Genomic DNA, 24,516 nt, shown 5'->3' with positions numbered 1-24,516 from the left:
ACTTATCGTGAGTACGGCAAGGCCAGGGCAGGGTGCCGATCGAGGAGACATAGACATGCCTAAAGGCATCACCCAAGAGCAGGTCAACGCGGCCGCGGACGCGTTGATCGCCGCCGGCGACAAGCCCACTGTCGAGAAGATCCGCCAAGCGTTAGGCACCGGCTCGCCCAATACGGTCACGCGCATGATGGATGTATGGCGCGGCACGTTGGCGCAACGATTGCAGGAGGCCATCCGGCTCCCCGACGTGCCACCGGAAGCAGGGCAGGCATTTGCCGACGTGTGGCGCCTGGCGCTGTCGCACGCCGAGACGCTGGCCCGTGCCGCGCTAATAGAGGATCAGAACACCCTATTCGCCGCCCAATCCGACCTGACCCAGGAACGGAAGTTATGGGAGATCGCACTGGCCGAAGCACAAGCCAATGTGGCCGAGCATGCCACCCAGCGGGCGCAGGCCGAGACGCAACTCCGCGAACGCCAAGTGCTGGTGGATCAAATGGAAGCGCAGCGAGTCGACCTGGTGCAGCAACGGGATCGTTTGCAGACGCAGGTCGACCAGCAACAGTTGGAACTCCATACCTTACGCGGCGAGCGGGCGACCGCGCTGAACCAGGTGCGTGGCCTGGAAGATCGCGCGCATCAGCAGATCGATCACGCCCGTCAGGAGGTCAAGGCGCTGCAACAACTACTGGAACGCGCGCAGCGCGAGCACGCCAAGACCACGGCGCAACTCACTGCTCAACAGGATTCGTTACGAGCGGCCTTACATACGGCCGAACAAGCATCCGCCCATCAGGCAGGGCAAATACGGGCGTTGGAGACCGCTTTAACGCAATGGCGCAACGCGCCGGCGCCTTCGAAGCTGCAAGCCGGCAAGTCATCATCCGCGGCAAAGGGCAAATCGAAACGCCCAGCGAAGCAGAAGATTCGCTAAATCGGCGAGCCTAATCGACTCACTGATCAGTCACGTCTATCTAGCCAACGACTTACCGCGGCCTTGGCAGCGGTGGAATCGACGAACCGATCGGTGTCATAGATAAAATAGGCGTACGTATCCTTACCTTTGACAAAGCCGGCGCTCAGTTCAATATCAAAGCCACGATCCTGAAGCGCGTTCTGAATGGACTCGACGTGGGTGGAGACGGTTTCTCGGTACGGTGCGAAGTCGTGCTCGTCGGAAATGAACCCATCCGCAGCCAACGTATCGGACGCCTGATCGACGAATTCATTGGTAAGAAACGACTTTAGGCTTTGTGCGGTCATGTTTGCGATGTCCTTGGTTTCTCAGGCTTGAGGCCAAGCGTGACCAACAGACGTCTCAAATCATGAGAACGAGGCCTAGGCTGCCAAGCAGGGGCGCCGAGTGGTGGGCATCAAGCAAATCAACGGGTGGCGCGAACATCTGTGTTTGGTCACGAACCCCAAAGGCCGGACTGCCAGCTTTTCGGATGTCCCGAATCTAATTTTACATAATATACAGACCGCCAGGATTATGGGCGGCAAAAAGCAGGGCGAGCTGCGCGTGAGCGCCGCTCCTGTGCAGTGACGCCATCAGTGCTATTACTGCGGCTGCTTGCGCAAGCCGAAGCCACACCTGGCGTGCTTTGGGACTTGTTGCCCTTTCTGCTTCGATCAACGGTAGCCAGTGCGCTACGGATTCGCCTGTTGCCTTGCACATGTCTTCCACAAGGCCAGGGTCCGGGTGTCCGTCACCGTTTCGCCAGCGGCTGACCGCTGCTCTGCCGACGCCTAGTGCGTTTGCGCACGCGTTGTCGGATGTGATGCCCATGGCGGTCTTGTACTTGTCGAGCAGTTTGATTGAGGCAGACATGTCTCGGCCCTATTGACATCGAATGTTCAGGGGTACTATACATGCGCCCATGTCTTGGGGTCCAAGACATTGGGGAATCCAGTGCTGATACTTCTTGCCTGCGCCGCCACGGCCTTTGTGACCTCCCGGGTGGCAATTCCCCTTCGTGATCTTGCTGCCCGTCAGCGGGCGTCTCTGGAAGGGGTGCGGCTATGAATCGGATTCTGCTGGCGGAGGTAATTCTCACGCTGACGGCTGAGCAGGCGAGGGAGGTCCACAGGTCGTTGGTCCAGGTTGCGCGCGGCCTTTTCTTGGACGGGGGTGATGCGGCTGCAGATGGTGTCTTTGCTGTTGCCCGCGTTGTTGCGGAGCAGGGCAATCGGCAAGGTGCGCAGATATGACCGGCTTCCAGTTCGAGGCCGTTACGCGGTGCGCGGAGGCCTGCGAGACCGAACTGCGTTTCGCGTCGATTTTCCGACTCCTGGGCGAATCGGAGCTGGCCGCTGACGCTGAGCGTCGCGCAGGTAGGCACGCTGAGACGGCCGAGCAGGTCATGCGGGGGCTCCTGTGAGCTGGATTTTTGTCTATGCCGCCTATGTCTTCTTGGCGTGGTGCTTGGTGGTGATGTGGGGCTGGTTTAGTCGGGGTGGCGAATGAGCCGCCGTCGCCCCGCTGAGGCGTTCCCGTTCTCTGCTAAGTCATTGAAAAATGGCTTTACACCGGTCGGGGCGGGGAAAAGGTCCGGAGCGGTGGTTGGCCCTGACGCTAACAGGGGCCAAAAGGGTGGGGTGACCGGATTTGCCCTCGGCATCGACTACCTGACGGTCACTTTCCCGATGGCCCGTCTTGAAGAGTGCTCGATCACGAGCACGGATGACATTGGGACCTTCATTTTCGGCAGCGAGGCGATGCTTCGCGTTTCGCGGCCGACTGGCCGCAAGCTGTATCGCTACGACAACTCGTGCTTGATCTTGGATCGCGAGGGCGCGCTCGTAGGGCGTGTGGCGTTCGGTGGTAACGCAGGCACGATGTTGGTGGAGGTGAGTGGCGAGGGCTGCCGGTGGATCAGGCGCTGGGAGCATGTGCACTTCCAGCTTGAAATTCTCGCCGCGCGCGTGAGCCGCTGTGACCTGGCGCTGGACGATTTCGGTGGAATTAGTCTTGATCTGCGCGACACCGCGCGGCGCGCGAGCGAGGGTCTGTTCAATGGGGCAGGGCGCCCGCCTAAGACTCGTTTCTTGGATGACCATGGCCACGGCACTGGTTGCACCTTGTACGTCGGCAAGAAAGGGCACAAGGAATTGTGCATCTACGAAAAGGGCAAGCAGCTCAAAGACGAGTCGTCGCCCTGGCTGAGAATCGAGCAGCGGTTCTACGGCAAGCACGTGGGCGAGGAATTCGCGGATAACCCGCGTGCGCGTCGTGGCCTTCCTCTCGATATGTTGCTTCATCCGTTGCGCTATTTCCGTGGCGCGCATGCGTTCCTGGACGCGTTGTGCGCTCGCATTGGGCTGCAGGATGTCGCCAACAAGCTGACGGTGGTCAAGGCCAAGGTGGAGGCGACTGCGTCGGCTTGCGTGAAGTGGCTGCGCACACAGTGCGGGCCTTCGCTTGGATTGATATTGCGCGCTCTCGGCGATCAGGCCGAGGGTTTCTTGCGCCAGAACGTGACGCGGGAATCGCTGCCCTCGCGTTTCAAGACATTGGGTGCAGCGAATCAACTCTACGAAATGGTGAGGCAAGAGCTATGTCCCGCGTGATTATCAAAGACACGGTTGTGCAAGAGCGTCAGTACAAGGACAGGAACGGTGCGCAGCAGATTCTGCGCGAGCAGCGTGCGGTGCTTGATCAGGGAGACGGCTACGGCCTGCCGTTTCGCATCGGTCTCGGTACTGGGTCCGTCTATCCGATGGGCGATTACGAGATCGATCCGAGTTGCTTCTCCCTAGGTCGCTTCGGTGACCTGGAGCTGTCGCGTTATATCAAGTTGAAGCCGGTGAAGCCGGTGGTGGCCGTGGCGCCCGGTAAGGTTGCCTGATGCATTGGTGGAGCCGGCCCTGGTTGTTCTGCATTCCGTTTCGTCGGCCAGGGCCGGCTGGTTTGGTATTTGAGCATTACTGGTGTGTGTCGAAGAGCGAGTTGGTTGCGGCGTGCGCGCTTATCGCGCTGTGGTGGTTGTTCGTTTGGATTCGATTTCTGCGGAGGCGTAAGTCATGACAGGCACGGTGTATTTGGCGTGCGACCCCGCGAATGTTGATGCAACGACGGGTCATTGTTCTGCGCCCTATTGGGTTGCGCAGCCGTCGATGCTCCCCCCGCTGGACGCCGTGGGCGGCGCAGCGATAGGCGTGGCTATTTTGCTGACGTGGGCCACCGCTTATTCGTTTAGGGCAATCGCGTCAGCAGCAAGTAGAGGGTCGTGATATGCGTGACATGAAGTTCAAGCTGAAGAAGATCGCGGGTGTTGGTCTGGTGAGTGTCGGCATGGTGTCGTCTGCCGCGTTCGCACAGGGCACTGGTGGTGTCGATGTTTCGTCGGTGACGGCTGCGTTGACTGCAGCGGCTGCGGCGATCGCCACCATCGGTGTGGCGTGGCTTGCCATGACGGTGGGTGCGCGCGTGTACAAGTGGGTCAAGAGCGCTATCTGATCCATGGGCCGGGGGAGGCGTGTGCCTCCCCTGCGCTTTCTCTTTCCTGGGTGGCGTATGTCGATATCGGATTACGTCGGGTGGTTTGAGTTGATCGGCCTGCTGGGTGCTGCATGGATACTGTTTGTGCCATCGCGCGACGACTGACTGTTGCTCTGCTCGTGTTTGTCGTTGGGATGTTTTTTGCGTCATCGCCCGTCCGTGCGGCGGTAACTGCTGGTCAGGCGTATCAGTCTTGTCAGGCGATTCTTGCGCAGGATCAAGCGACGTGGGGTTCATCCTTTCAGACGCAGCCTTGCAAGCAGAGTACGAACCCGGTGAGTGGCAATCCCGCATATTGTTTCCCGTACGGCTTGGCAGGTCAGGGCTATCCGTGGCTAGGCGGTTGCACTGACTACACGGGCTCGCCTGTGAATCCGTGTTCGATGTTGGCTAATTCCAGCATCGATACCTATTATTTTCCAGGTGAGCAATTGGGGACGACTGGTCAGACATTGGTGACGGATCCCAATTCGGGTGGCAAGGTGTGGTGTCCCTATACCATCCAGTGGAGCGGTGCGTCTGGTATTGCTGACGCGTATGGTCATTATCATATTCATGCAACGATCACTTACACGGGTGATCTTGGTGACACGGGGCCGTCAGGTGGGCCTACGTCGCCGCAGATGAATGATCCGAACGGCAATCCTTTGTCGCAGCAGCCTACGACGTCGAATGGCCCGTCGCCGACTATCTGCGGTGGTGGAAGTTGCTATGACCCGAATACGGATCAGTTTTGCGGTGTGAGCGGCGGCGGACAATTTTGTATTCCAGCGCATACTGCGGAGTCGTCGCAGGGCGGTTGCGTGTCGAGTGGTGGCGGAACGTTGTGCGCCGGCTCCCCTTCGGCGCCGCTACCTAACCCTACGCAGAATCAGATCACAGACCCGTCGACGCAGATTGGTTCTAGCGACAAGTACACTCAGTCGAACATTTCGACCGGTGCGACGTCCGGCGTTACGGTCAATACCTACAATTCTCCTGGCGGTTCGGTGTCGAGCGGCTCTACGAATTCTTCTTTGCCGGCGTCGAACTCGTCGGGGTCTAAGTCGTCGCCTGCGTCGTCCAGTAGCACGGGGAATGGCGGCAGCTATGGCGGTGGCTCGGATTGCAACTCGCCGCCCGCATGTTCCGGTGACGCGGTGATGTGCGGTGTGGGGCGTCAAGAGTGGTACGCCATGTGCAATCAGCAGAAGTATATGGTGGGTGATGATTCTGGCCCGTCGACGTTTCAGCAGGACCTGTCTAAGTATTCGCAGTCGGACGTGACTGTCCAGCCTTCGAACGGCAATACGGTCGGCGACCAGGCGAACAATGGCTCGTATGACTCCGGCGGATTTGGCTACGGGACACAGTGTCCGGCGCAGGACCTGCAGGTTTCGATTGGCAAGTTTGGAAGTTTCACTGTTCCTTTCTCGCTGATTTGTCCCATCGGGCCGTGGATCTATGGCCTTGTGGTCGGCTTCGCGCTGTATCGCGCGGCGTGCGTCACTGCGGGGAGTGCATTCTGATGCCTGTTTTCGTGGCCTGGATCGGCGAGATGTTGCTCAGCGTGGTAGGGCAGTTTGCCCTGTCTGCGTTGGTGTCGCTGGGAATCGGTTTCGTCGCGCAGAAAGCCTTCTCCGGCATCATCGATCACACGCAGATTGCGCAGTATTTGGCTTCTAGCGGTATGGGTGGATGGATCGGCTTTTTCGGTGTCGATAAGGCCATCACGATTTACCTCAGCGCCTGGGCTGGTCGTCGTGTCGTTGACTCCGCACGCGTCCATCTAGCGATGAAGTCAAAGCAATCTTCGTAGGGGGGGCGTCATGCCTATAGCGTTGTTTACGGGTCTGCCTGGTGCGGGCAAGACTGCGCAGCTTGTTGCGGAAATTGTGCGCTTGTTGGAGGCCGAGCCGGGTCGGCCGATTTTTGCGTTTGGTATCAATGGGCTTAAGGAAGGCCTAGCTATCCCGCTCACGGAAGAGATGCTTCATAAGTGGTGGGAGCTTCCTCCTGGTTCGATTATCTGTATTGACGAGTGCCAGGAAAATGGCTCCAATCCTGAGCAGCCTATTTCTTTGATGCCTAAGGACCGTGGCTTGCCTGCTGCGTGGGTGCAGAAAATTACTAAGGTTCGGCACTATGGCATGGATTTTTTGTTGACGACGCAAGATCCGGCCAACATGAGTGCCTACGTTCGTCGTTTGGTCGACAAGCACGTGCACACGGTCCGTAAGTTTGGCACCCAGGTGATTCAGCGATTTACTTGGGGGCGCTGCATCGATGATCCGTACAATCGGAAAGAGTTGAAGCAGGCCGTTCAGGATGTTGCGGTGCTGCCGAAGCAAGTTTTTGAGCTGTACAAGTCCAGTCAGTTGCACACGATGAAACGTCGTGTCCCGCTGCGGGTTTATTTGCTTCCGCTCATCGTGGTCGGAGGTTTGGCTGCAGCTGCCGCTGCTTTCGTGATTGTGCAACATATGCGCGCTGCGAACATCAAGGCTGTTTCGAGTGCAGGCGGGTCTGTTGCGGCTTCTTCGACCGAGGCGCGGTCTGCGTCGCCGCAGGCAGATCTGCTTCGGCACACCGATGTCGTCAAATGGATGACGCCTAGGGTATCGGGGTTGCCGTGGACGGCACCCATGTTCGATAAGTTGGAAGTCCAGGCGCAGCCACGGCTGTATTGTGTTGCGGTGGATGATGGCCGCTGTACGTGCAATACGGAGCAGGGCACTCGTTACGATCTGCCGCTCAAGCAATGCCGGTTGGTCGTTCAGAACGGCGTCTATAACCCGTTCATTCCACCCGCGCCGGCCGACGCTGGTTCGCGTGAGAAACAGGATGACGCGGATCAGCGTGGCCGCCGGGAAGCGGCTTCGCCGCCCGCCGGCCACGCTGAGGCCGCGCCCTTGGATGATGGCGCGTTGGCGTCAGAGGCGTGGAAGGCTTCGCCTATCCAGTCCGCATATGTGCCGCCAGAACTGGAGGCTCGGCCAGTGTATGCACCGCATAAGCCATGATTTCGTGACGCGTCACATATTCCGTATCGCCATTTGTATTTTGTGACGCGTCACAATAATATATCTCCACTATCGGAGATATCGTGATGCGTGACGAAAAAGACCCCGGAACCATTGAGATGTCGCTTAAGCGCAAGCCGGGTCGGCCGGCCGTGGGCAAGTTCGCGATGTCGGATGCGGAGCGCGCCGCCAAGTATCGGGCCAGCCGTCGCAGGTCTGCGGTGGTTGCTCGTGGCAAGTCTGAGTATCGGGATTTGTCGGATGCGGCCTTGGTTGACGCGTTGCGCTTGGCGATGACGGAAGGGCGTCGGCAAGCGGTTCTGAGTATTGCTGACGTGGTGCGGGAGCGTTACAGTAATTCGTGATTCGTCACGAAACCTATGGGGTGGAGGGGTTTACCCCTCCGGAAGCGCCTTTTTGCTGTCGGTGTGGCCGTATTGCGTCTACCTGGCTCTCCTGAGCCAGGCGCGCGGGTTCACCTCCGACCCTTGGCCGGGTACTCCTCGGTAAACCTCTTGCTCTGGGAACTTTCAGCCCCGTGTTCTATGCTCAGGGGAGCAAAGGGAGGTGTCATGGGCTTCTTTTCTCGTCTTGTTCGCAGGCTGGCCCGCTCTGATGCGGGGCTTATTGCCCGTCTCTTGGATTGGGATTTTCGTCGTTGGTCGCGCCGTAGCTGACTGGCGTTTCTGACAGGGGAATCTATGGACGGCTCCACTAAGCTGGCGTTCGCTGTTGTCGCCGCAGCCGTGATCTTGATCGGTGGCTACATCGCCTACAACGAGTTTTCCCGTGCTCGAGATGTTGGCCAGGCGCAGCAGGCGCTTGACACGTTTCGTCAGAATGCTCAGCAGGTGGTCTATCAGGGCCGACAGGATGCGCAAGTGTCTGCACAGCGGCAAGCAGCTTATCAACAGTGGCAGCAAGAACGGCGACGTCTGGCGTTGAATCAGCGCTGCGTAGATGGTGCTGTTGTGCAGATTGAGGGTAGCTCGTATACCCAGCTGGGGACGCTTGCTCAGCCGATTCATTGCTCGGGGAGATTGGCTGATCAGCCTCTACGCTGATCCAGCGAAGGAAAGCCCGTGCTGTGTCCGGCTTGAGGGCGGCTGTCGATCCCGGTGGGTACAGCCTGGTGCCGCGCATACGCCAGCCGGTCCATGGTCCTGCGAAGTCGATCCGGCAGGCCTGAGCGTGGTCGTAGAGGACGGTGGCAATTTCTTGCAGGGTGACGACGCGGCCAGAGGGGGTGTGGAACTCCTGGCGGGCGTCGTCGTAGGTCCAGCTCAGGCGGTGGCGTTTCCGTGACACAAAGCAGCTCCATGCGATCGGAAGATCCGTGAAGCAACCCACGTGCCAGCCGCGATTAGTGCCCATCCGTAATTTGACATAATATACATTATGCGCAATTCAGGATGATTCCGATGCGGAGCCCCGATCCCGATCTGTCGCAGTCCCGCTAATTCTGTCGCCTGACCTGCTAATCGTGTCATGTCCGCTTATTCGGTCATCTATCGAATTGCATGCGGACCGCATGGATCTTCATTTCTTGGAGCTGTTTCCGGCAGTCGAAACCAGTATTTCTGTTACGTCCGGGCAAGTAAAAACGTTATCTAACTAGTTCGCCTTAGATAGCCACAGGGTTCGACCCGAGGCTGCACCTAGTCTGCGCCCCTAATGACCTATGCGGCCTTGTCCACCCGGTGGGCAAAATTCGGTCGTGGACGATCATCCAGAATGGCGTAGCACGCGGCCAGGTCGCTGGCGTTGCCGCGCTGTACGCCCCCTTAGGTAGTCCAGAGGTCCTTCGCCATTGCCTCCCCCGCGATCCCCTCGCCTGCCGTTCGGCGCTGTAATGATTCGCGCCCCTTCATGATGCGACTTTTGACTCAGCCGTCCCCTTTTGCGCCATTCGAGCATAGTGCGGACCGAATACCTTAAACACCAAACCGGCGTGCTCGCTTGGCTAGCGTCCTCACAAAATCATCACAAATGTCAATGCAGCCTATACGTCGTGAAATAAGGCATGTACACGCACTCCGCATCACTCACGCACACGCAGAGTTTTTGCTCCAACACGAGCAACGATGATCATCATTCGGTGCCATTCATGGGATTGCGCGTGTGTGCTTGGAGGCAGGGGGAAGTCGATGCACTTTCATCGTAACGGCCGGATGGCGGTCGGAGTTTATGGAGGACTGACGCGATGCCAACACCACTCGAGACTTACATAGCAAACTCGAATGTCAGCTTCTGGATTGACGGAAGCCGGCTAGCCGTCGGTAGCGATAATGCACATGACAATTCGCTGCTGCAGGGCGTGAAGTGGGTAAGCCACACTTGCGCACATGTTTACGATGATGACGATGTCGATGAAGTTGGCAACCCAACCCAGCGACTTCCCATATGTTATGCGCATCATCTCGTGGTCACCCGCAATGGTTATGACGAGCAAGCCAATCTGAGATGGATTGAAGGCGTGGTGACCGGACCCTCCCCGCCGTCCCTATGTCACGTTTTTCATGACAAAGCTTCGGAAGCATTGCAGCTATTTGATGGCAAAGATTGCAATCCTGAAGCTTTTCAAAAAATGTATCGGGGCAAGACAAATACCACCTTCAAGGAAATAATGATCATTCTGAAAGCCGGGTACACTCGAGTCGGCTATCTTCGGCGCAAAGGCCATGTCGTCCTGAAAAAAGCTTAACTCTTGGCGATGGCACCGGACATGCTCGCCGAGCTGGTCTGCAGCGCTTTGCAGGTGACCACAGCCACGCGCCAGCCGCCGCCGGGGCTCATCGTGCATTCGGACCGTGGCAGCCAATACGCCATCGAGGAACACGGGGCCGTGCCCGGATAAAGCAAAAATTAGGACATTTATCACGCTCAAGAAACGCTCACCCCAGCCGATATCAAAGCGTATGAAGGAAAAACAACGCGATGCCGTCGGAATTCCGCCCCTTTCTCAAAAACCAGCATGGGAAAGCTGGTTGGGAAAGCTTGGGGCCAAGTTCAGCGCTGATCGGCGTGCGCGAGCCAGGCCGACTGCTGAAACGCAGTTCCTGCAAATCATGGAGACCGCGAAGGGTATCGCCGAAATCAACCCACGCGGTCTCCCGAGCTTAGTTAGGGCTCTCTTGCGTCCGATGCAAGCTGAGTATCTGCTAGGTGTCGCAGAGCTTGGCCAGGATCCGTACCCCAATATTGATTCCCTTGAATTCTTTGGATCAGGATTGCGCCCATATTTCTTTGAGCACGGTCAATATCGAGCTCCACACCTACAACCTGACGCCTTTAAAATACAGCTGAGTCGCGACATCCTTCTTCCATGGCCTTGGAGTACAAGCCGCTACAACGCAGCGCTTGCGACCATTGGTAGTGAAAAAGAAATTCCTGGCTGCAACGATTATATGCGCCCATATCAGGGGCCGTGGACACAGGATTACAACCACCGAGTGGAGTTATGGCTACCTTGGGGTATTGGTTTCGTTGCTGGTGGTAACCATTCCATCGCCGCGGGTATTTTGTCGGGTGAGGGAGAAATCTCACCGTCCAGCGTGTACGACTTAAGCTACCTCTTCGATGAGGTTCGCTACGACGGGCGCCAATTCGCAGATCTAAAGACAGCCAAAACACTCGGGCCGGCATCAAGTTGGCGACTCGGGGCGACTTTCGAAATTGGTCGACTGATGCGTGAGCACGGCATTCAAGCCCCTGCCGCAATGCGCGCAGTTAACGTAGTGAAGAGTTCTCAATCAGGCGCTGATATTGACTCAGCCATCGATCTATTGAGAATGAGTGGGCCCTAGAAAAACCGTCACCAGACTGAGGTTCGATCTCACCTTATGAGACATGTAGACCTTATATATTCAATGCACCATCCGAAGGTAAGAGCGTCCAATGGATACGCGAAAGTTTGCATTAGAAGGAAGCCTGCATCTTTTCTCCAGTGAAGCCAACATGCTTTCACCCGCCGAGCTGTATATGGTGAAACATAGGCCGGACATTCGTGAAGCATTTGCGCTATGCAACCTTTATTTAATTACTCGTCGCCCTCGCATCTTCGTTAGCCCCAATCCGATGTCCATGCATATTGAAGCGAACACGCTTTCTGGTTCTTTCTTAATGCAGCGATCGCAAGCCTGGGAGTCCATTTCCTTTCGATATCCTTTACCAAAAGGGATTGTCGACGTGGCCGTTGACGAGATCGGAAGCTCCATCTTGTTAATTGACTCCAATGGGCACCGCATTTTTACACCTTCTCACGTATTAGCTGCGACAGCGGAAAGCGTTTTGGGAGATGCCAGGGACTTGGAAGTTCTTTACGTAGGTATTGGACAGGGACGCAAAAACCCAAGAATTGCGATCGACCGTTTAGCAAATCATGCAACACTTCAACGCATTCTTTCGGAAACGCTAGCTTTCACGCCGGCCAGCGAAATACTTCTCTTGATGTTCCGGTTTGAGCATCACCGTAAGTACATGAGTACCGGCGGCGACCTCACTTTGGAGCCGACCAGTGGTGTGAGCGAAGAGCTTCAACACTGGCAAAACATGAGCAACGCCACGTTCGATCGTCGACAAAGAGTGGAGCTTGCCGAGGCAGCCCTTATCCGTCACTTTGACCCGATTTATAACGACACCTTCACCCGAACAGATTTTGCTCGGAACAAACGGATAAAGCTTCTTCGGGGATTGGAGCGTCAAGGTCTAACTGGGCTAATTGCGGAATTGTCTACGGCCAACTTAGGATCACGCTTGTGGTCACCATCACGCCCCGCTTCTCGCGCTGAAGACATGTTTCCGGCAGGGATTGACTTGGCTCGCGCATCAGAGAAATCCGAGGAAGCCAAACAGCTAATCAAATCAATGACCCATACCCACTTCGCACAAGTCCCGCTAACTACCTCAGAGGAGCGAAATACGTTTCTACACGGAATGCGTTGGCGCGAATCTGTGCCGCCGGAATAAGCTCTTTTTTTTGAAAACTTGGCTGCAACTGAATGTGTTCGATCATTGGACTTGTTATGAGCAAAAAATCTCAAGACATCGTGGGCTTCATCGCCAACCTTATGCCGCTTTACACCCACGCTGCAGTCGACGGTCAAACCTGTGCACTGTCGATGCTCGATGGCACTCTGGTTGCGCCTATTGTCGATCCAAATATGGATCCGCTCGACGATGACGGCTGGCTGACCGTTTATTGGCAGGGCAATCCAGAACGTCGAACAGAAGTCTCTGCAACGATATTTGCGAGCCAAGCGGTCCTGCGTTATATCGAACTTCGAAGTGCTGGCTTACCTTCTGACACTTTCAGATCGGAACGTGATCATCTCGCCGAACATTTTCAGTTCAAAACCGGCGCAACGTTGTATTTCGCGCAAGGTTACGTAGAGTCTGAAAATACCGCTCGATTGAAGAGGTGGGGTGGCAGGATCGCCAGCGGGCTGGCTAGCGTGGTGGCAAAACATTTTGGGCTTTGACCGCCATACGCAGATATTCTCGCGTGAGCAATTGACCCTGACCGGGCAAACGCCTATTCGGATCGGGGCCTTTGAATGTCACCAAATTCGAGGCGCGGAGCCAAATTGGTCCTCATGAAAAGATGGTCAAACGTTTTCAGCAATGTGTTGCATCGACAGGCTGAAACCGCAATCGAAAGCGAACACTGGGTTCCGGTAACCGTGTCGTAATTTCGAATTTTGCTCGTTAACCATGTCATAAATTTCGCGGTTACCTAACAAGGCACTCCAAATGACTTTCATATCATATTGAATTTAAACATCCTTAAGCTTGTGACAAATTTAATGGGCCTGCGACACCGATCAACGGATATCGGTCATCCGCATACAGTCGGCATCAGCAATCACGTGGCGTCGATAGGCCCGTCATACGCGTTGTATTGCTTCCTGGTGCTGTCTATGCCGAACCTTAAAAGGCGTGCATCCCCCTCCTCGCTTCAACTATCTTTACCACCTATTCGAGCGCGCCTACTCAAGATCCGGCGCCACTGCGCAGTTTGCAAACTCGTAGCGCCCCGAGGAGCATACTGCCGGATGGCAATGGCGCCTTATTGGCACCGACAAGCCTTACGCAGCCAGGGCAAAATCCGTAGCCTCGCGTGCCAGCTCGATTGAAATAGTAATCCTTGGTGGCGGTAATGGCCGGGTGGTCGGTTATGCCACACCAGAATCGCAACCGTGTTTTCGTGGTGCTCACCCGGCCCGTGTCGTCAATTTTTTCCCCAGATATCACCTCGACGGTCGGTATCTTCATCCTTTTCGGCAAAGTGACTCTACGACCGATCTCGTCGCGCATCACCTTCATTAAGGCAATGAGTTCTTCGAGGGTTTTGCCCCCACCAACCACCTGGCCATGTTCTAACCCACAGGAGGCGCACAAATGGGTCCTTGGGTACCGTTTCGCGTGCTTTTGCAAATTGCGGAACGAAACCCGTATCACGGGGTGCGGAGTTCCATCAGCGTGCCTTTGGCCACACGTGTACTCCTCTTCTCCGATCGAGGTCGGATCGAAGCCATGGACGTATTGAGCATCAGGATACATACCTCGAAGGACGAAAAGACGGTGAAACACTGTGCCCCGCAATAACCCGCTTTCGTTCTGCTTCACGCCTGGATAGCAGCACGCCGGGCACGCCGATGGGACAATATTCAAGTCATTCAGGCATTCGTTTCTCGCCATTAACCCGACTTCGCGGCGACTGACGGAAAACCGGTGGCCGTGGGGACACCGGACTTCGACACGCAGTTCGCCCTTTGCGTCATAAGAAAATGAGGTGGCAGGCGTCAAACGAAGAATCTCTAGGCAAGCACGCATCCTTGCTCGATATTGCTCGAAGCTGGCAACGTGTCGCACATCGACTCCAACTTCTTCTGACATGCATGCGGGGCACTCAAATCGGCCTTCGCGAATGTGACGTCGCGCATGCTCGACATCATGAACTCTCGTTTCATGGCCCTTCGGACACTGATATACGAACTGTGTCTTCGCAGCATTCGTTTTCGGTTGCAGTTGATCAAGAAACGCGCGCGGTATCCCCAGTTTTTCCCATCGGTGCAGAGTCGCCGCGAGCCGTTTCATGCCTGAAGCCCGGCCTTTGCATTGTGGGCAGTAACGGCGCGGCGCCCCGCTTGTGAAACCGTGGGCAATTGCTTCGTTTTTTTGACCACAGTGGCCGCACTGATACCGAATAATCGACGCCTTACCTAAAGACGACGGTTCGGGCGTCAACAATTTGTGGTTCCCCAGTCGCTGGACGACTTGTTGCTGAAAAGGAGCCAGTGGGTTCTTGCAAATCGTTCTCCATCGCCTTCGGATTGCATCGATCGAAGGACGTGATTTGTATCCCCTTATGCCCAGCCTTGTTAGTTCGGATACGACGTTCTCAAGAAATTTCACCGGGTCCAGCGGTGCGTCAGGAATCACCACGAGTGATACTCCAGCGGTCTTGCACAGCGCCGCCTTGAGCTTGTCGTGGGTCAGGACCCGTTCGTGCTTCGCTTGATCGTCTTGGCTGAGCGTACGAGGCTTGTAATGATGATTGCCTTGGTATTCGAGCGCTAACTTGTGTGATGGACTATAGCCATCAAGTTCTAGCCGATGGCCGTTCGCTTTCAGGAGAAAATCGGGCCGCGTATTCCGCCGCCAGTCGCTCGAGGGGAAGAGTTCCGCCAATACGACCAATGCCAGCGTTTCGCCACGGCGGAAACCCGATTGCCCCCAGAATTTCTCTCTTGCGCGCCACTGCGTGTCACAGCCCTGAAAGCCCGTGCGGCTCACATATTGGATCTCAAAGCCCCCTGACGGTCGATGCCCGTAGCCGAGTATCTTTGCACCATGTTGCTTCGCTTCCTTTTCAAGTAGCCGCTTGAGTTTGCGGTCCTTGCCCTCCTGCTTACAGTGTTTCAGCAATCCTTCGGCTGCGATGGCGTCAAATTTCAAGGCCGCCCGAAGCGATCGTGATCCTGTCTCCACAGCATAGAAAGGTCCAGGGGATGTACTGCCAGACTTCGACTTTCCCGCATAGCGAAGCACGCCCTCTGGGAAGCTCCGACGATACACTTGCAATACTTTCAAAAACTGCTCATAGGTTTGAAGCCCCTCGTTACCCGGAAGACGTCGCTTTGCCAAAAACTCCCTGACCGAAGCATGCGTAAGCGGGGTCGGAGTCCAACCAAAGTCCTCGGGTAATCGCCACTGACGTGGCAATACCTGATAGCGTATTGTTGAGACATCGGGTTTTCCCGTCTTCGCCACGATGGGTACCAAACGATAATTGGGGAACTGTTTTTGAAAGCGCACTTTTATTGGGTCAAGCACTTTGCAAATCGGGCAACCGACGCCCATCAGAACGTTGTGAAACTGCATGCGCCACTGACCGTCGGAACCCGTCCTGCAGTCCATACATTCGAATTCCACTCTTTCCTTTGCTTTAAAGACCAAAGGCATGCTTGCGCGAACACGAAGTCGCCCGTGTCGGCCTGCGATTGCCTCTGACGCACTCAATTCACGATTACGTGCTACGCGCGACTGTTGTGGACGACTCATGTTTTTATGATTTCACTGAGTAGGCGTTTTCAACGCCTTTGCTCGACGGTTGCGAGTTCAGAGTCTCACCCATCCGAAGCGCGCAAAAACCGGAAGCGGGCCAGCGAGGCGCCAGATTGTCTGCCGGAGCCGTATTCCGCGCCACCATAGACTGGGTTGAGCCTCCCTCTTCCCTGGCGTGGGCCATCTCCGCCGAAGCCTGCCCGGCGCGGATGCCAGCTCTATAGCCCCGGCCGAAATGCAGAAATAGGCGAAAGCTCAATTGTATCTACAATGTCGATACAGAAGGCACCTTCCAGGCGATCGGCCGTTCGAGAGCCTGCGCGGCCTATCCCTATAGCGACCTTGCATGCCGGCTACCCTTCCGCGTGCCTAGATGGTGTCATGCCTGGGCGATGAAATTCGTCGTGCATCTCAATTTGTCGGCTGACCATCACTGACGCCCACTGGCCGCTGCCACAGCCGTCACCTCCCTCCTCCATTGCCTGCATGCGTCAGCGGGGATGCCGACCGCCAATCACTTGGCGCTTGCCCTGCGTTGGATGAAGCCCGCCAGCCTGAAGGGTGATTGCCACACACGGCAATGATGGGGCTAGCAATGATTCAGGGCATGCGAAATCTTGGATGTCCCCGTTTGGCCCTCGCGCGCGAACTGCTCGCCGAGGCGGCCGCCGCCAACACCACGCGCAGCTACGCCAGCGCGCTGCGCTACTGGGCCGGCTGGCACGCGGCGCGCTACGGCATCGAGCTGACGCTGCCGGTGCCCGAAGCCACCGTGCTGCAGTTCGTGGTCGATCACGTGGTGCGACGCTCGGCCGACGTGAGCTGGCTTGGGAGTTGCCGGCAGTCGTCGATCGGGCCCTGGTGGCGTCCGGCCCCAAGGCCAAGCCCGGTCCGTGGACACTAGCGACGGTCCGGCATCGGGTCGCCGTGCTGTCCACGGCGCACCGACTCAAGCACGTCACCAATCCGTGGGAACAGCCAGCCATTCGGACCGTGCTGAGTTGAGCCGCTCGCGCCGCGGTCAAGCGCGGCGAGCGGCCGCGCAAGAAGACCGCCATCACCCTCGCTGAGCTGGAGGCGATGCTGGCCACCTGCGACGACAGATTGGAAGGCCTGCGTGACCGCGCCCTACTCTGCTTCGGCTTTGCCAGTGGCGGGCGGCGACGCAGCGAAGTGGCCGCTGCTGACCTGCGCGACCTGCGTCGGATCGGCCCGCAGGGCTTTATCTATCGCCTGGAGCACAGCAAGACCCAACAAACCGGCGTCACGGCGTCGTCGACGCCGGACAAACCAGTGCTTGATCGCGCGGCTCAGGCGCTGGAGGCCTGGCTGGCCGCCGCCGGCATCACCGAAGGGGCGATGTTTCGGCGGCTGTGGAAGCAGCGCGTGGGTCCTGCTCTGTCGCCAGCCGCGGTGGGTGAGATCGTGCAGCGACGCGCCAAGTTGGCGGGCCTGGCGGGGGATTTCGGTGGACATTGCCTGCGCTCGGGCTTTGTGACGGAGGCGAGCAGCCAAGGCGTGGCATTGCCGGCGATCATGGCGATGACCGAGCACCGTGCCGTATCGAGTGTAATCGGCTATTTCCAAGCAGGCAGTGCGGCGGATAATCCTGCCGCTCGCCTTCTGGAGGACGACTAAATAATAGACAGAGAGAGTGGGAGGCGATCTCCCTACCTTCCCCCAACGCTTCAGACACAAATAGTGTGTATGGGAATGTGCCCCGGTATCGTAGTGAGCTCAGAGGCTCTGTCTATGGGGTTTCAGAGCCTGGTCAGGCGACGCAGGACATGACCCTCTCTTCGGTGTCGCATTGCGTCGCTGGTCGTCGCCAAGGCGAGCGTCCGAGGGCGGTGCAATCCACCGGCCATTGCCCTCCAAATCCGACGGCCTCAAAGCGCCAGGTGCGCCCCTGTCGCGCCCTCACGCAGAAGGTCTGCGAACACCCAGGTGCACATCAAGGTCCCGCTGATAGTCATCGCCATGGCGGCCGGTGAGGAGGTAGGCGAACATCTCCCGGAGGTCACGACGCATGAACATGTAGTCTTCGTACATCAACGGTGCGACGGGCGATTCGCCAAGGCGGCTCTTGGGATGCAGCGTCATGATGCGCTGCTCGTACATCTCACCGAAATACTTATCGGTGGGTCCCGGCTCCGGTAGCCCGAACGCCGCGTTGAAGTGTTGATGGACCCACCGCTGCGCCAGCACCGACGACGGCTGTGCGACTCCTTCCTCGCGTAGACGCTCTTGGACGACCGAGAACGATGCGTCCAGTGCCACATAGCACGCTGTCGTCGCCTCTTCCCAGAACTCCCGGTAGCGTGACAGCATGTCGGCCTTCATCAGGGCATGCATTCCTCGATAAACCACGTAATCGACTGGGTTCAGAGCCTCGAAGAACTCCGGCAGTCGCTCCAGGGCAAACTCGGAACGGTTCCACAATTGATAAGTCCCCACGGGACTCTTGAATCTGCGAAACCGCTCCTCTTTTGCCGCTTCCTCGGCGCACCGCTCAAGCACCAGCGCGCGAATCTCAGCGATGGTTGCTTGCGAGTCGAGACGGAGTCGCCGGGCGTCGAGCCGAAACGCGTACTCAGTTGCCGGATAAAACATCAGCCGGGCGCCATTGCGCACTTCGCAAAGCATCAGGGCGGCGACAAGCCTGAGTTGGTCCGGTGACAACCCCCGCAACTCAGTCAAGGGCAAATCGGGGTCGAGGCGATCCCACGAACTGCCCCGGACCACGCCAAACGCAATTTGCTCATCCGCGTGGAACAAGCCGTCAGGGACCAAGTGGGTCCCCTCGGGGTACAGCCCCAATTCGCTGAAAATGATGACTTCGTAACCGAGCCAGTTGCGACGACGCGACGCAACCTTGGGGTCTTGCCACCGTAATCTGGCGCGAGGACTTCTCATGGCATGGTGTCTGACTACATCTGGGGCAGGAAAATGGGGGCCTCGCCGTTCCACGGCCCGAGTGCCCCCGCCGACGAAGCATACGCTGGCTCCTCGCGTTCATTTAAAAAATCGATCCAAGACAGGACACTTCCGTTAGCCGCACGTGCCTTGCCGTGGACGAGCAGCGTCGTCTTATCATGCGAGCGCGACCCACAAGGAAGATGGCCATGCCCAACGCAGCCCGGTGGTGCGGTTCTGCCACAACCCCGCCCCGATGAACATCACGCGTGCCCAGCATTTCGTTTGGCGGCGTTACCTGCGGGCGTGGGCCGACAACGAGCTCATCTGGTGCCTCCGCGAGGGGAAAGTCTTCCGCCCCAACCTCATGGGAATCGGCCAGCAGCGGAATTTTTATGAAATTCGCGAGATGACGCTGGATGACATCGCATGGCTGCGGAGTCTTTGCGCACACCTGGCACCCGACGTCCGTTCCTACGCGCTGCCACTGATTGGCGAGTTCAATGAACTCTTTGCAATCAAACTCCGGCTCCTTGCGCGCGGCGCTGACCCCGCCGCCCTGGAAAAGAGTATCAGCGAAGCGGCCATTGACCTCGAGGAAAAGGCGGTTCAGGGCGTCGTCGAGGCGGCCGGGGAACCGTACCTTGCAGCCTTGCTCGCTGGGGACACATCGTTTTTTCGCAACGTGCGCGACAGGACCCGCTTTTTGCACTTTCTTTGCGTGCAATACACGCGCACGCGCCGCATGCGCGAGATGGCCTTCTCCGGACCGGCGCAAATGACTTCGCACAACCCGGAAGGCATCTGGAACGTGCTCTGCCACATCGTCGCAGCCCAGCTTGCTGCCAGTGTCGTCAAGATGGGTTACGGTCTGTTTGTGGTTCGCAACAACACAACTAGCCGCCTCGTCACGGCCGACCAGCCGGTCATCAACGTTCACGCCTCCCACTCCCCACCTGGCGCCATGGTCGAGTCGCTCGACTTTTACTGGCCACTGTCGCCGTCCATTGCCATCGTTGTCTCGCGCGAGCCGCCAGATGAATCGGAGATGCCGGCAACCACGGTCGCCGACTATAACGACCAGATGGCACGCCAGGCCCTGGAGCAGGTCTATGCCGCCGCGTCAGGTGACTTTGCCGGCATCGAAGGCGTCGTCGGCCTTGCCACACAGACTTCCTGAATCCCCTTTTACCACAGACTGAAACACGGGCCCCGCATGCACCTGACTTCCATCAAGGCAACGAATTTCCGCATTTTCGGGGACGGCAATGCGGCACCGGGACTCGACTGGACGCTCAATCCAGGGATGAACATCCTTGTTGGCGAAAACGATGCGGGAAAGACCGCCATCGTCGACGCCATTCGCCATCTCCTTTGGACCACTAGTTTTGAAGCGACCCGTCTGACCGAGCAGGATTTTCATGTCCAGGACGGGCAGCGGGTTGCGACGCTCTCCATCAGCGGGGTGCTCAGGGGCCTGAATGAAACACAGGAAGCTGCGCTGCTCGATTGGCTGACCCTGGAGACCGATGGCACGAGTAGCCTGCATCTGACCGTCTCCGCGCGCTGGGTACCGCCCACACCCAAGCGACGCGGAAGAGTCGAAACCGAGGCGCGCTCCGGGGCCAATGGCAGCGGGCCGGAGCTCGCATCGACCGTCCGCGAGATGATTCGCGCCACCTACCTTCGCCCCCTGCGAGATGCCGAAAACGAGCTGCGTCCCGGACGCGCATCGCGGCTGTCGCAAATCCTCGCCGCCCACCCCTTGACGGCCGGCCAGAAAGAAAGCGACTTCAACAAGGACCAGCCCGACGCTGTTCCACAGACGCTCGTTGGCATCATGGCGGCTGCCCAGCACCGTATGAGCGGGCACAAGGTCATCTCGGAGGTCGAGAAGAGCATCAACTCCGGGTATCTCGACAAATTTGCGTTTGCGGGCGACACACTCGCGGCGAGCATCCGACTTGCCACCGAGCTCGCCCTGACCCCGATTCTCGAACGGTTCGAACTCTCCCTCCTGCCGCCCGGTGACCATCCCGATGTGCGCCGGCCGCGCGGGCTCGGTTACAACAACGTGCTCTTCATGGCCACGGAACTCGTGCTCTTGCGTGACAACGATGAGCTTGCCCTGCTCCTCATTGAAGAGCCCGAGGCACACCTCCACCCTCAGCTCCAGGACCGTGTGATGGCGCTCCTCGACGGGTCGGCGACAGACGGAGGCAACGCCGTGCAGGTGGTGATGACGACCCACAGTCCGTCCCTTGTAGCCGGGGCGCCCATCGAGTCGATGACACTGGTCGTCGGCGGACGCACCTTTCGGCTAGACCAGGAGACCACAGCCCTGGAGGCGGCCGATTACGCCTATCTCCGCCGCTTTCTCGAGTCGTCCCGCGCCAACTTGTTCTTTGCCCGCGGTGTTGCCATCGTCGAGGGGCCGGGTGAGGCGCTGCTCCTGCCGGCCATCGCCAGGGCATGCGGACGCGATTTTTCCAAACACGGCGTCTCGGTGGTCAATGTCGGTGATGTTGGCCTGTATCACTACGCCCGCATTCTCCAGCGCAAGGACGGTGTGTCCCTGCCCCTCCCGGTTGCGTGCATCACGGACTTGGACGTCGTGCCCAATGAGGCGACGTATGTGCCGAAGAAGAAGAAAAAGAAGTTCCTCGCCGATTTTTCCAAGGACGACCTCACAAAGCGGCGCGAGAGCCGGACCATGCGCGCCGAGGGTGGTAGCACGAAGGTGTGCGTGTCAGGTCACTGGACCCTCGAGTACGATATGGCCCATTCGGACTGCGCGAAGCTCATGCACGTGGCGGTCGGTCTTGCCGTGCAGGCAAAGGCGAACGACGGGCATCTCGCAGCAGATGAGGTCGAAGCCGGCGTGGTTGAACTCGAGAAAAGCTGGGAGGGAATCGAAGCGTCGGACCAGACCAGGGAAGCGCGGGCTTGCCAGATTTACCGGCCGCTGTTTGCCAAGAAAGCCTCGAAGGCGGTGACCGCTCAGTTCGCCGCTGCACTGCTTGAATCGGGCAAGTACGGGCAGGGCGTTGCTCTCTTCAATGCGCTCCCCCCATACCTGCAAGACGCGCTCATCCACCTGACCGGGCCGTTCGGAGACAAGGCGCCGTGACTGCCCCGCACTTGACCGAGGAAGAGCTCCTCGCACTCGGGGCCGCTTTCCCGGGCCTTGAGTTTGACAACGCCGAATGCCGAGCGGTGCTGCTGGAGTCCGGCAACCGGGATATCCAGGCAGCACCGGGCAGTGGCAAGACGACGATTCTCGCCGCCAAGCTCTATCTTCTTGCGCGCCGCTGGACGTCCGAACGTTCGGGCCTGTGTGTCATCAGCCACACGAACACGGCAGCACGGGAAATCCGGGAGCGCGTGGGCAAGACCCCCGAAGGATTGCGGCTGCTGTCACATCCGCACTTCATCGGCACCATCCATGCTTTTGCCAACCAGTTCCTCGCCCTGCCCCGCCTCCGGAGTGCAGGCGTGCAGGTTGATTGCGTCGACGACGACGTCTTTGCCGCTAAAGCCCTCCGGGCCGCACGAAGCCACAGCAAGACGCGCTTTTGGATGGAGCAGTCCCCGGAGCGGCGCGCAGCCCTTGTCGCTACGCTCTCCTTTGCGGGGCCCGGGCTTGCTATTGTCTCCAAAAGCGGCGAGCTGCCGAAGGAAGGCGGGCCCGTTGGAGATTTCCTGCGTCGGCTCAAAGCGCGACTGTCGAACGAGGGCGTGTTCCGCCACGACGATATGCTGGCCATCGCAGAAGACGTCCTCGTCGACCAAAAGCGCTTACCGTCAATCCTTGCAGCGCGCTTTCCCTTGGTGATGCTCGACGAGATGCAAGACACCTCCCCGCGCCAGGCCGCACTCATCAGAAGCGCGTTCGGCGAGAGGGTGGTCATGCAGCGCTTCGGTGACAGCAACCAGCGGATTTTTGACGGAGGCGGGGACGGACACTTCGACTTTCCCCGTGAGCCCTTTCTCACAATGAGCACGAGCCGGCGGTTTGGTCCCGCAATTGCCGAGATGGTCTCCCGCATACGGGAGGACGGTCCTGCCGTGGTTGGCAAGGGCCCCGTCTCGCCCCACCGACCGACGGTGCTTGTCTATGACACGGCAAGAATCTCGCGGGTCATTCCCTTCTTCGGAGAACTCGTCCTTGCCCGGTTTGATGCCGCAACACTTGCTGCGGGCCAGCGGGTGCGGGCCGTCTGCGCACGCCGCACGGGTATGGCGAACCAGGCGCCCGGCCGACACGTAGGGGACTTCTGGCCCCCACTGGCGACGCCGCCCGCCGATGCTCCACCCAAACAGGCCAACGCGTGGACCATGCTTGGGGAGGGTCCGGGCATCGGCGCCGTGCCCACCAATCTCGGTCCACGGGCGGAACGGGCACGCCGGATGGTGCTCGTTGCCCTGCGGGAGGCGGACTCTCCCGCAGCGGTCAACGTGCGGGAGCCTTGGCAGCTGTTCCGGGGGCTGCGCGCGAGGGAGGACTTTGACCTGACACTGCTCCGTAAGGTCTGCCGGCTGATGGCGATGGATAAAGAGGCGTCGGCCACAGCGTTGGGCCGGAGCACCCTCGTCGACATGTTGTATACGGCCGTCGAACCTCTCCTCTTTCCTGGCATGACGCGCCCACGGTTTGCCGCCCTTGAGTTCTTTGCGTCACCGGCTGAGGAGGCGGACGCCGAGGCGCGCCACGGTGGCTTGTGCCATGTGACCGTTGGCGAGCGGAGCGTGACGGTCGATGTCGACACGGTGGCCATGACCAAGGGGGAGACGCACCTGGCAACGCTGTATCTGGAGTCTTACGGACTGTCGCGCCGCTTCGACATCCCGGATGTGGTGCCTCTGTTGGCAGGGCAGCCGCGGGCAAAGGGCAGGCTACCGGCTACGATCCCACTTCAGCGTCGCCATGTGTATGTGGGCCTGTCCCGTCCGACTGACTTCCTCTGCGTCGCGGTAAATCGCGGACGGCTGGATGGGGATGGCGAAACCACCCTCCGCGATGGGGGCTGGGACGTTGTCGTCGTTGAATAGATGGGTGCAAACGACGTTTGCGGCATCCAGCCCCTCCCCTCGTGCCGCAGGCCGGACAGCTGAACTTTGGCCCTTGGTGGCCTTTTCATGAAGTCATGGGGAATTAGCGCGTATCAGGACTATCGGCCGTTTGTCATCTCGCTTGAGTCAGCACGGGCGGACTTTGATCAGTGCCAAAACCAACACTCAATTCGTTTGACAACCTCCATCTCGGCGCTCGCTTCCGACCACATCCATGGCATCAACAACCACCTCTACTTCCACAGGACTCGAAAGTACGAGGATGCTTCAGGGTCCCAAGCGAATTCACAGGCGCCGTAACAGCTCGGATTGTCTATCGAGCATTGGCCTGGGAAACGCGGATGGGTCAAAGTAACCTTGGATGTAATGACCCAGTGATTTTCTGCTCAGGTGTAATCTTCACTTAGGAGACACCGATGAGCACGACGATGGACGAAGAGATTAAACGCTGGACAG

At 58.4% G+C, this 24,516-nt stretch carries 20 protein-coding genes and 2 pseudogenes; 18 read left to right on the top strand and 4 right to left on the bottom strand.

What is annotated here, in order from left to right; genetic code table 11:
• The first annotated feature begins 55 nt into the window (after positions 1-55).
• A complete protein-coding gene (locus tag EKH80_RS02890; RefSeq protein WP_126683234.1) occupies positions 56-934 on the top strand; it encodes a DNA-binding protein in 879 nt (292 codons plus the stop codon).
• A gap of 26 nt (positions 935-960) precedes the next feature.
• Here the strand turns inward: EKH80_RS02890 and EKH80_RS02885 are convergent, their stop codons facing one another.
• Both EKH80_RS02885 and EKH80_RS24420 read right to left on the bottom strand, forming a co-directional pair.
• A complete protein-coding gene (locus tag EKH80_RS02885) occupies positions 961-1,263 on the bottom strand; it encodes a hypothetical protein (RefSeq protein WP_126683233.1) in 303 nt (100 codons plus the stop codon).
• 202 nt (positions 1,264-1,465) lie between these two features.
• Positions 1,466-1,789 carry a helix-turn-helix domain-containing protein gene (locus tag EKH80_RS24420; protein WP_425481130.1) on the bottom strand — a complete coding sequence of 108 codons (324 nt, stop codon included), beginning with the start codon at positions 1,787-1,789 and terminating at the stop codon, positions 1,466-1,468.
• Positions 1,790-2,463: 674 nt separating this feature from the next.
• Between EKH80_RS24420 and EKH80_RS02875 the strand changes: the two genes are divergently transcribed.
• The 13 genes and pseudogenes from EKH80_RS02875 to EKH80_RS02810 all read left to right on the top strand — a co-directional run bounded on the left by EKH80_RS02875 (position 2,464) and on the right by EKH80_RS02810 (position 12,983).
• Positions 2,464-3,570, top strand: a complete 1,107-nt coding sequence (locus tag EKH80_RS02875) for a replication initiation factor domain-containing protein (protein ID WP_126683231.1) — start codon at positions 2,464-2,466, stop codon at positions 3,568-3,570.
• Positions 3,558-3,848, top strand: coding sequence for a single-stranded DNA-binding protein (locus EKH80_RS02870; protein WP_126683230.1), 291 nt, complete (start codon positions 3,558-3,560; stop codon positions 3,846-3,848). Before EKH80_RS02875 ends, EKH80_RS02870 begins: the two co-directional genes overlap by 13 nt.
• A gap of 386 nt (positions 3,849-4,234) precedes the next feature.
• A complete protein-coding gene (locus EKH80_RS02860; RefSeq protein ID WP_230473380.1) occupies positions 4,235-4,459 on the top strand; it encodes a major capsid protein in 225 nt (74 codons plus the stop codon).
• A 113-nt stretch (positions 4,460-4,572) separates the two neighbouring features.
• The gene (locus EKH80_RS02855) at positions 4,573-6,009 is read left to right on the top strand and encodes a hypothetical protein (RefSeq protein ID WP_126683228.1); all 1,437 of its coding nucleotides are present in this window, start codon (positions 4,573-4,575) and stop codon (positions 6,007-6,009) included.
• Complete coding sequence (locus EKH80_RS02850; protein ID WP_126683227.1) at positions 6,009-6,299, top strand: DUF2523 family protein; 291 nt, start codon at positions 6,009-6,011, stop codon at positions 6,297-6,299. Before EKH80_RS02855 ends, EKH80_RS02850 begins: the two co-directional genes overlap by 1 nt.
• Before the next feature lie 10 nt (positions 6,300-6,309).
• Positions 6,310-7,503 carry a zonular occludens toxin domain-containing protein gene (locus tag EKH80_RS02845; protein ID WP_126683226.1) on the top strand — a complete coding sequence of 398 codons (1,194 nt, stop codon included), beginning with the start codon at positions 6,310-6,312 and terminating at the stop codon, positions 7,501-7,503.
• An 86-nt stretch (positions 7,504-7,589) separates the two neighbouring features.
• Positions 7,590-7,868: a hypothetical protein gene (locus tag EKH80_RS02840; protein ID WP_126683225.1), complete on the top strand. Its 279-nt coding sequence runs from the start codon at positions 7,590-7,592 to the stop codon at positions 7,866-7,868.
• Positions 7,869-8,204: 336 nt separating this feature from the next.
• Positions 8,205-8,567: a hypothetical protein gene (locus EKH80_RS02835; protein WP_126683224.1), complete on the top strand. Its 363-nt coding sequence runs from the start codon at positions 8,205-8,207 to the stop codon at positions 8,565-8,567.
• A 1,139-nt stretch (positions 8,568-9,706) separates the two neighbouring features.
• Positions 9,707-10,207, top strand: coding sequence for a hypothetical protein (locus tag EKH80_RS02830; protein WP_126683223.1), 501 nt, complete (start codon positions 9,707-9,709; stop codon positions 10,205-10,207).
• 6 nt (positions 10,208-10,213) lie between these two features.
• A pseudogene (locus EKH80_RS02825) lies at positions 10,214-10,336 on the top strand (IS3-like element ISPsy37 family transposase); the annotation flags it as partial.
• A gap of 85 nt (positions 10,337-10,421) precedes the next feature.
• A complete protein-coding gene (locus tag EKH80_RS02820; RefSeq protein WP_126683222.1) occupies positions 10,422-11,309 on the top strand; it encodes a DUF6710 family protein in 888 nt (295 codons plus the stop codon).
• A gap of 91 nt (positions 11,310-11,400) precedes the next feature.
• On the top strand, positions 11,401-12,471 hold the full coding sequence (locus EKH80_RS02815) for a hypothetical protein (protein WP_126683221.1): 1,071 nt from the start codon (positions 11,401-11,403) through the stop codon (positions 12,469-12,471).
• 56 nt (positions 12,472-12,527) lie between these two features.
• A complete protein-coding gene (locus tag EKH80_RS02810; RefSeq protein WP_126683220.1) occupies positions 12,528-12,983 on the top strand; it encodes a hypothetical protein in 456 nt (151 codons plus the stop codon).
• 511 nt (positions 12,984-13,494) lie between these two features.
• Here the strand turns inward: EKH80_RS02810 and EKH80_RS02805 are convergent.
• Positions 13,495-15,969: a hypothetical protein gene (locus EKH80_RS02805; RefSeq protein WP_126683219.1), complete on the bottom strand. Its 2,475-nt coding sequence runs from the start codon at positions 15,967-15,969 to the stop codon at positions 13,495-13,497.
• Between the two features lie 709 nt (positions 15,970-16,678).
• On the opposite strand from EKH80_RS02805, the pseudogene EKH80_RS02800 reads away from it, so the two are divergent.
• Positions 16,679-17,709 (top strand): annotated as a pseudogene (locus tag EKH80_RS02800) (site-specific integrase).
• Positions 17,710-17,991: 282 nt separating this feature from the next.
• On the opposite strand, the gene EKH80_RS02795 reads toward EKH80_RS02800, so the two are convergent.
• On the bottom strand, positions 17,992-18,864 hold the full coding sequence (locus tag EKH80_RS02795) for a hypothetical protein (RefSeq protein WP_126683218.1): 873 nt from the start codon (positions 18,862-18,864) through the stop codon (positions 17,992-17,994).
• A gap of 379 nt (positions 18,865-19,243) precedes the next feature.
• On the opposite strand from EKH80_RS02795, the gene EKH80_RS02790 reads away from it, so the two are divergent.
• Genes EKH80_RS02790 through EKH80_RS02780 form a run of 3 tightly spaced genes read left to right on the top strand, consistent with a single transcriptional unit; the run spans position 19,244 to position 24,039 of the window.
• Positions 19,244-20,167, top strand: a complete 924-nt coding sequence (locus EKH80_RS02790) for a DUF4238 domain-containing protein (protein ID WP_126683217.1) — start codon at positions 19,244-19,246, stop codon at positions 20,165-20,167.
• A gap of 36 nt (positions 20,168-20,203) precedes the next feature.
• Entirely contained in the window at positions 20,204-22,117 is a 1,914-nt protein-coding gene (locus EKH80_RS02785) for an ATP-dependent nuclease (RefSeq protein WP_126683216.1), read from the top strand.
• Positions 22,114-24,039, top strand: a complete 1,926-nt coding sequence (locus EKH80_RS02780) for a UvrD-helicase domain-containing protein (RefSeq protein WP_158628718.1) — start codon at positions 22,114-22,116, stop codon at positions 24,037-24,039. The genes EKH80_RS02785 and EKH80_RS02780 overlap by 4 nt, the downstream gene beginning before the upstream one ends.
• Positions 24,040-24,516 lie beyond the last annotated feature (477 nt).

This window comes from Dyella choica (assembly GCF_003977665.1).
In the GTDB taxonomy this organism is placed as follows: domain Bacteria; phylum Pseudomonadota; class Gammaproteobacteria; order Xanthomonadales; family Rhodanobacteraceae; genus Dyella_B; species Dyella_B choica.
This window is presented reverse-complemented; position numbering and strand designations above follow the sequence as displayed.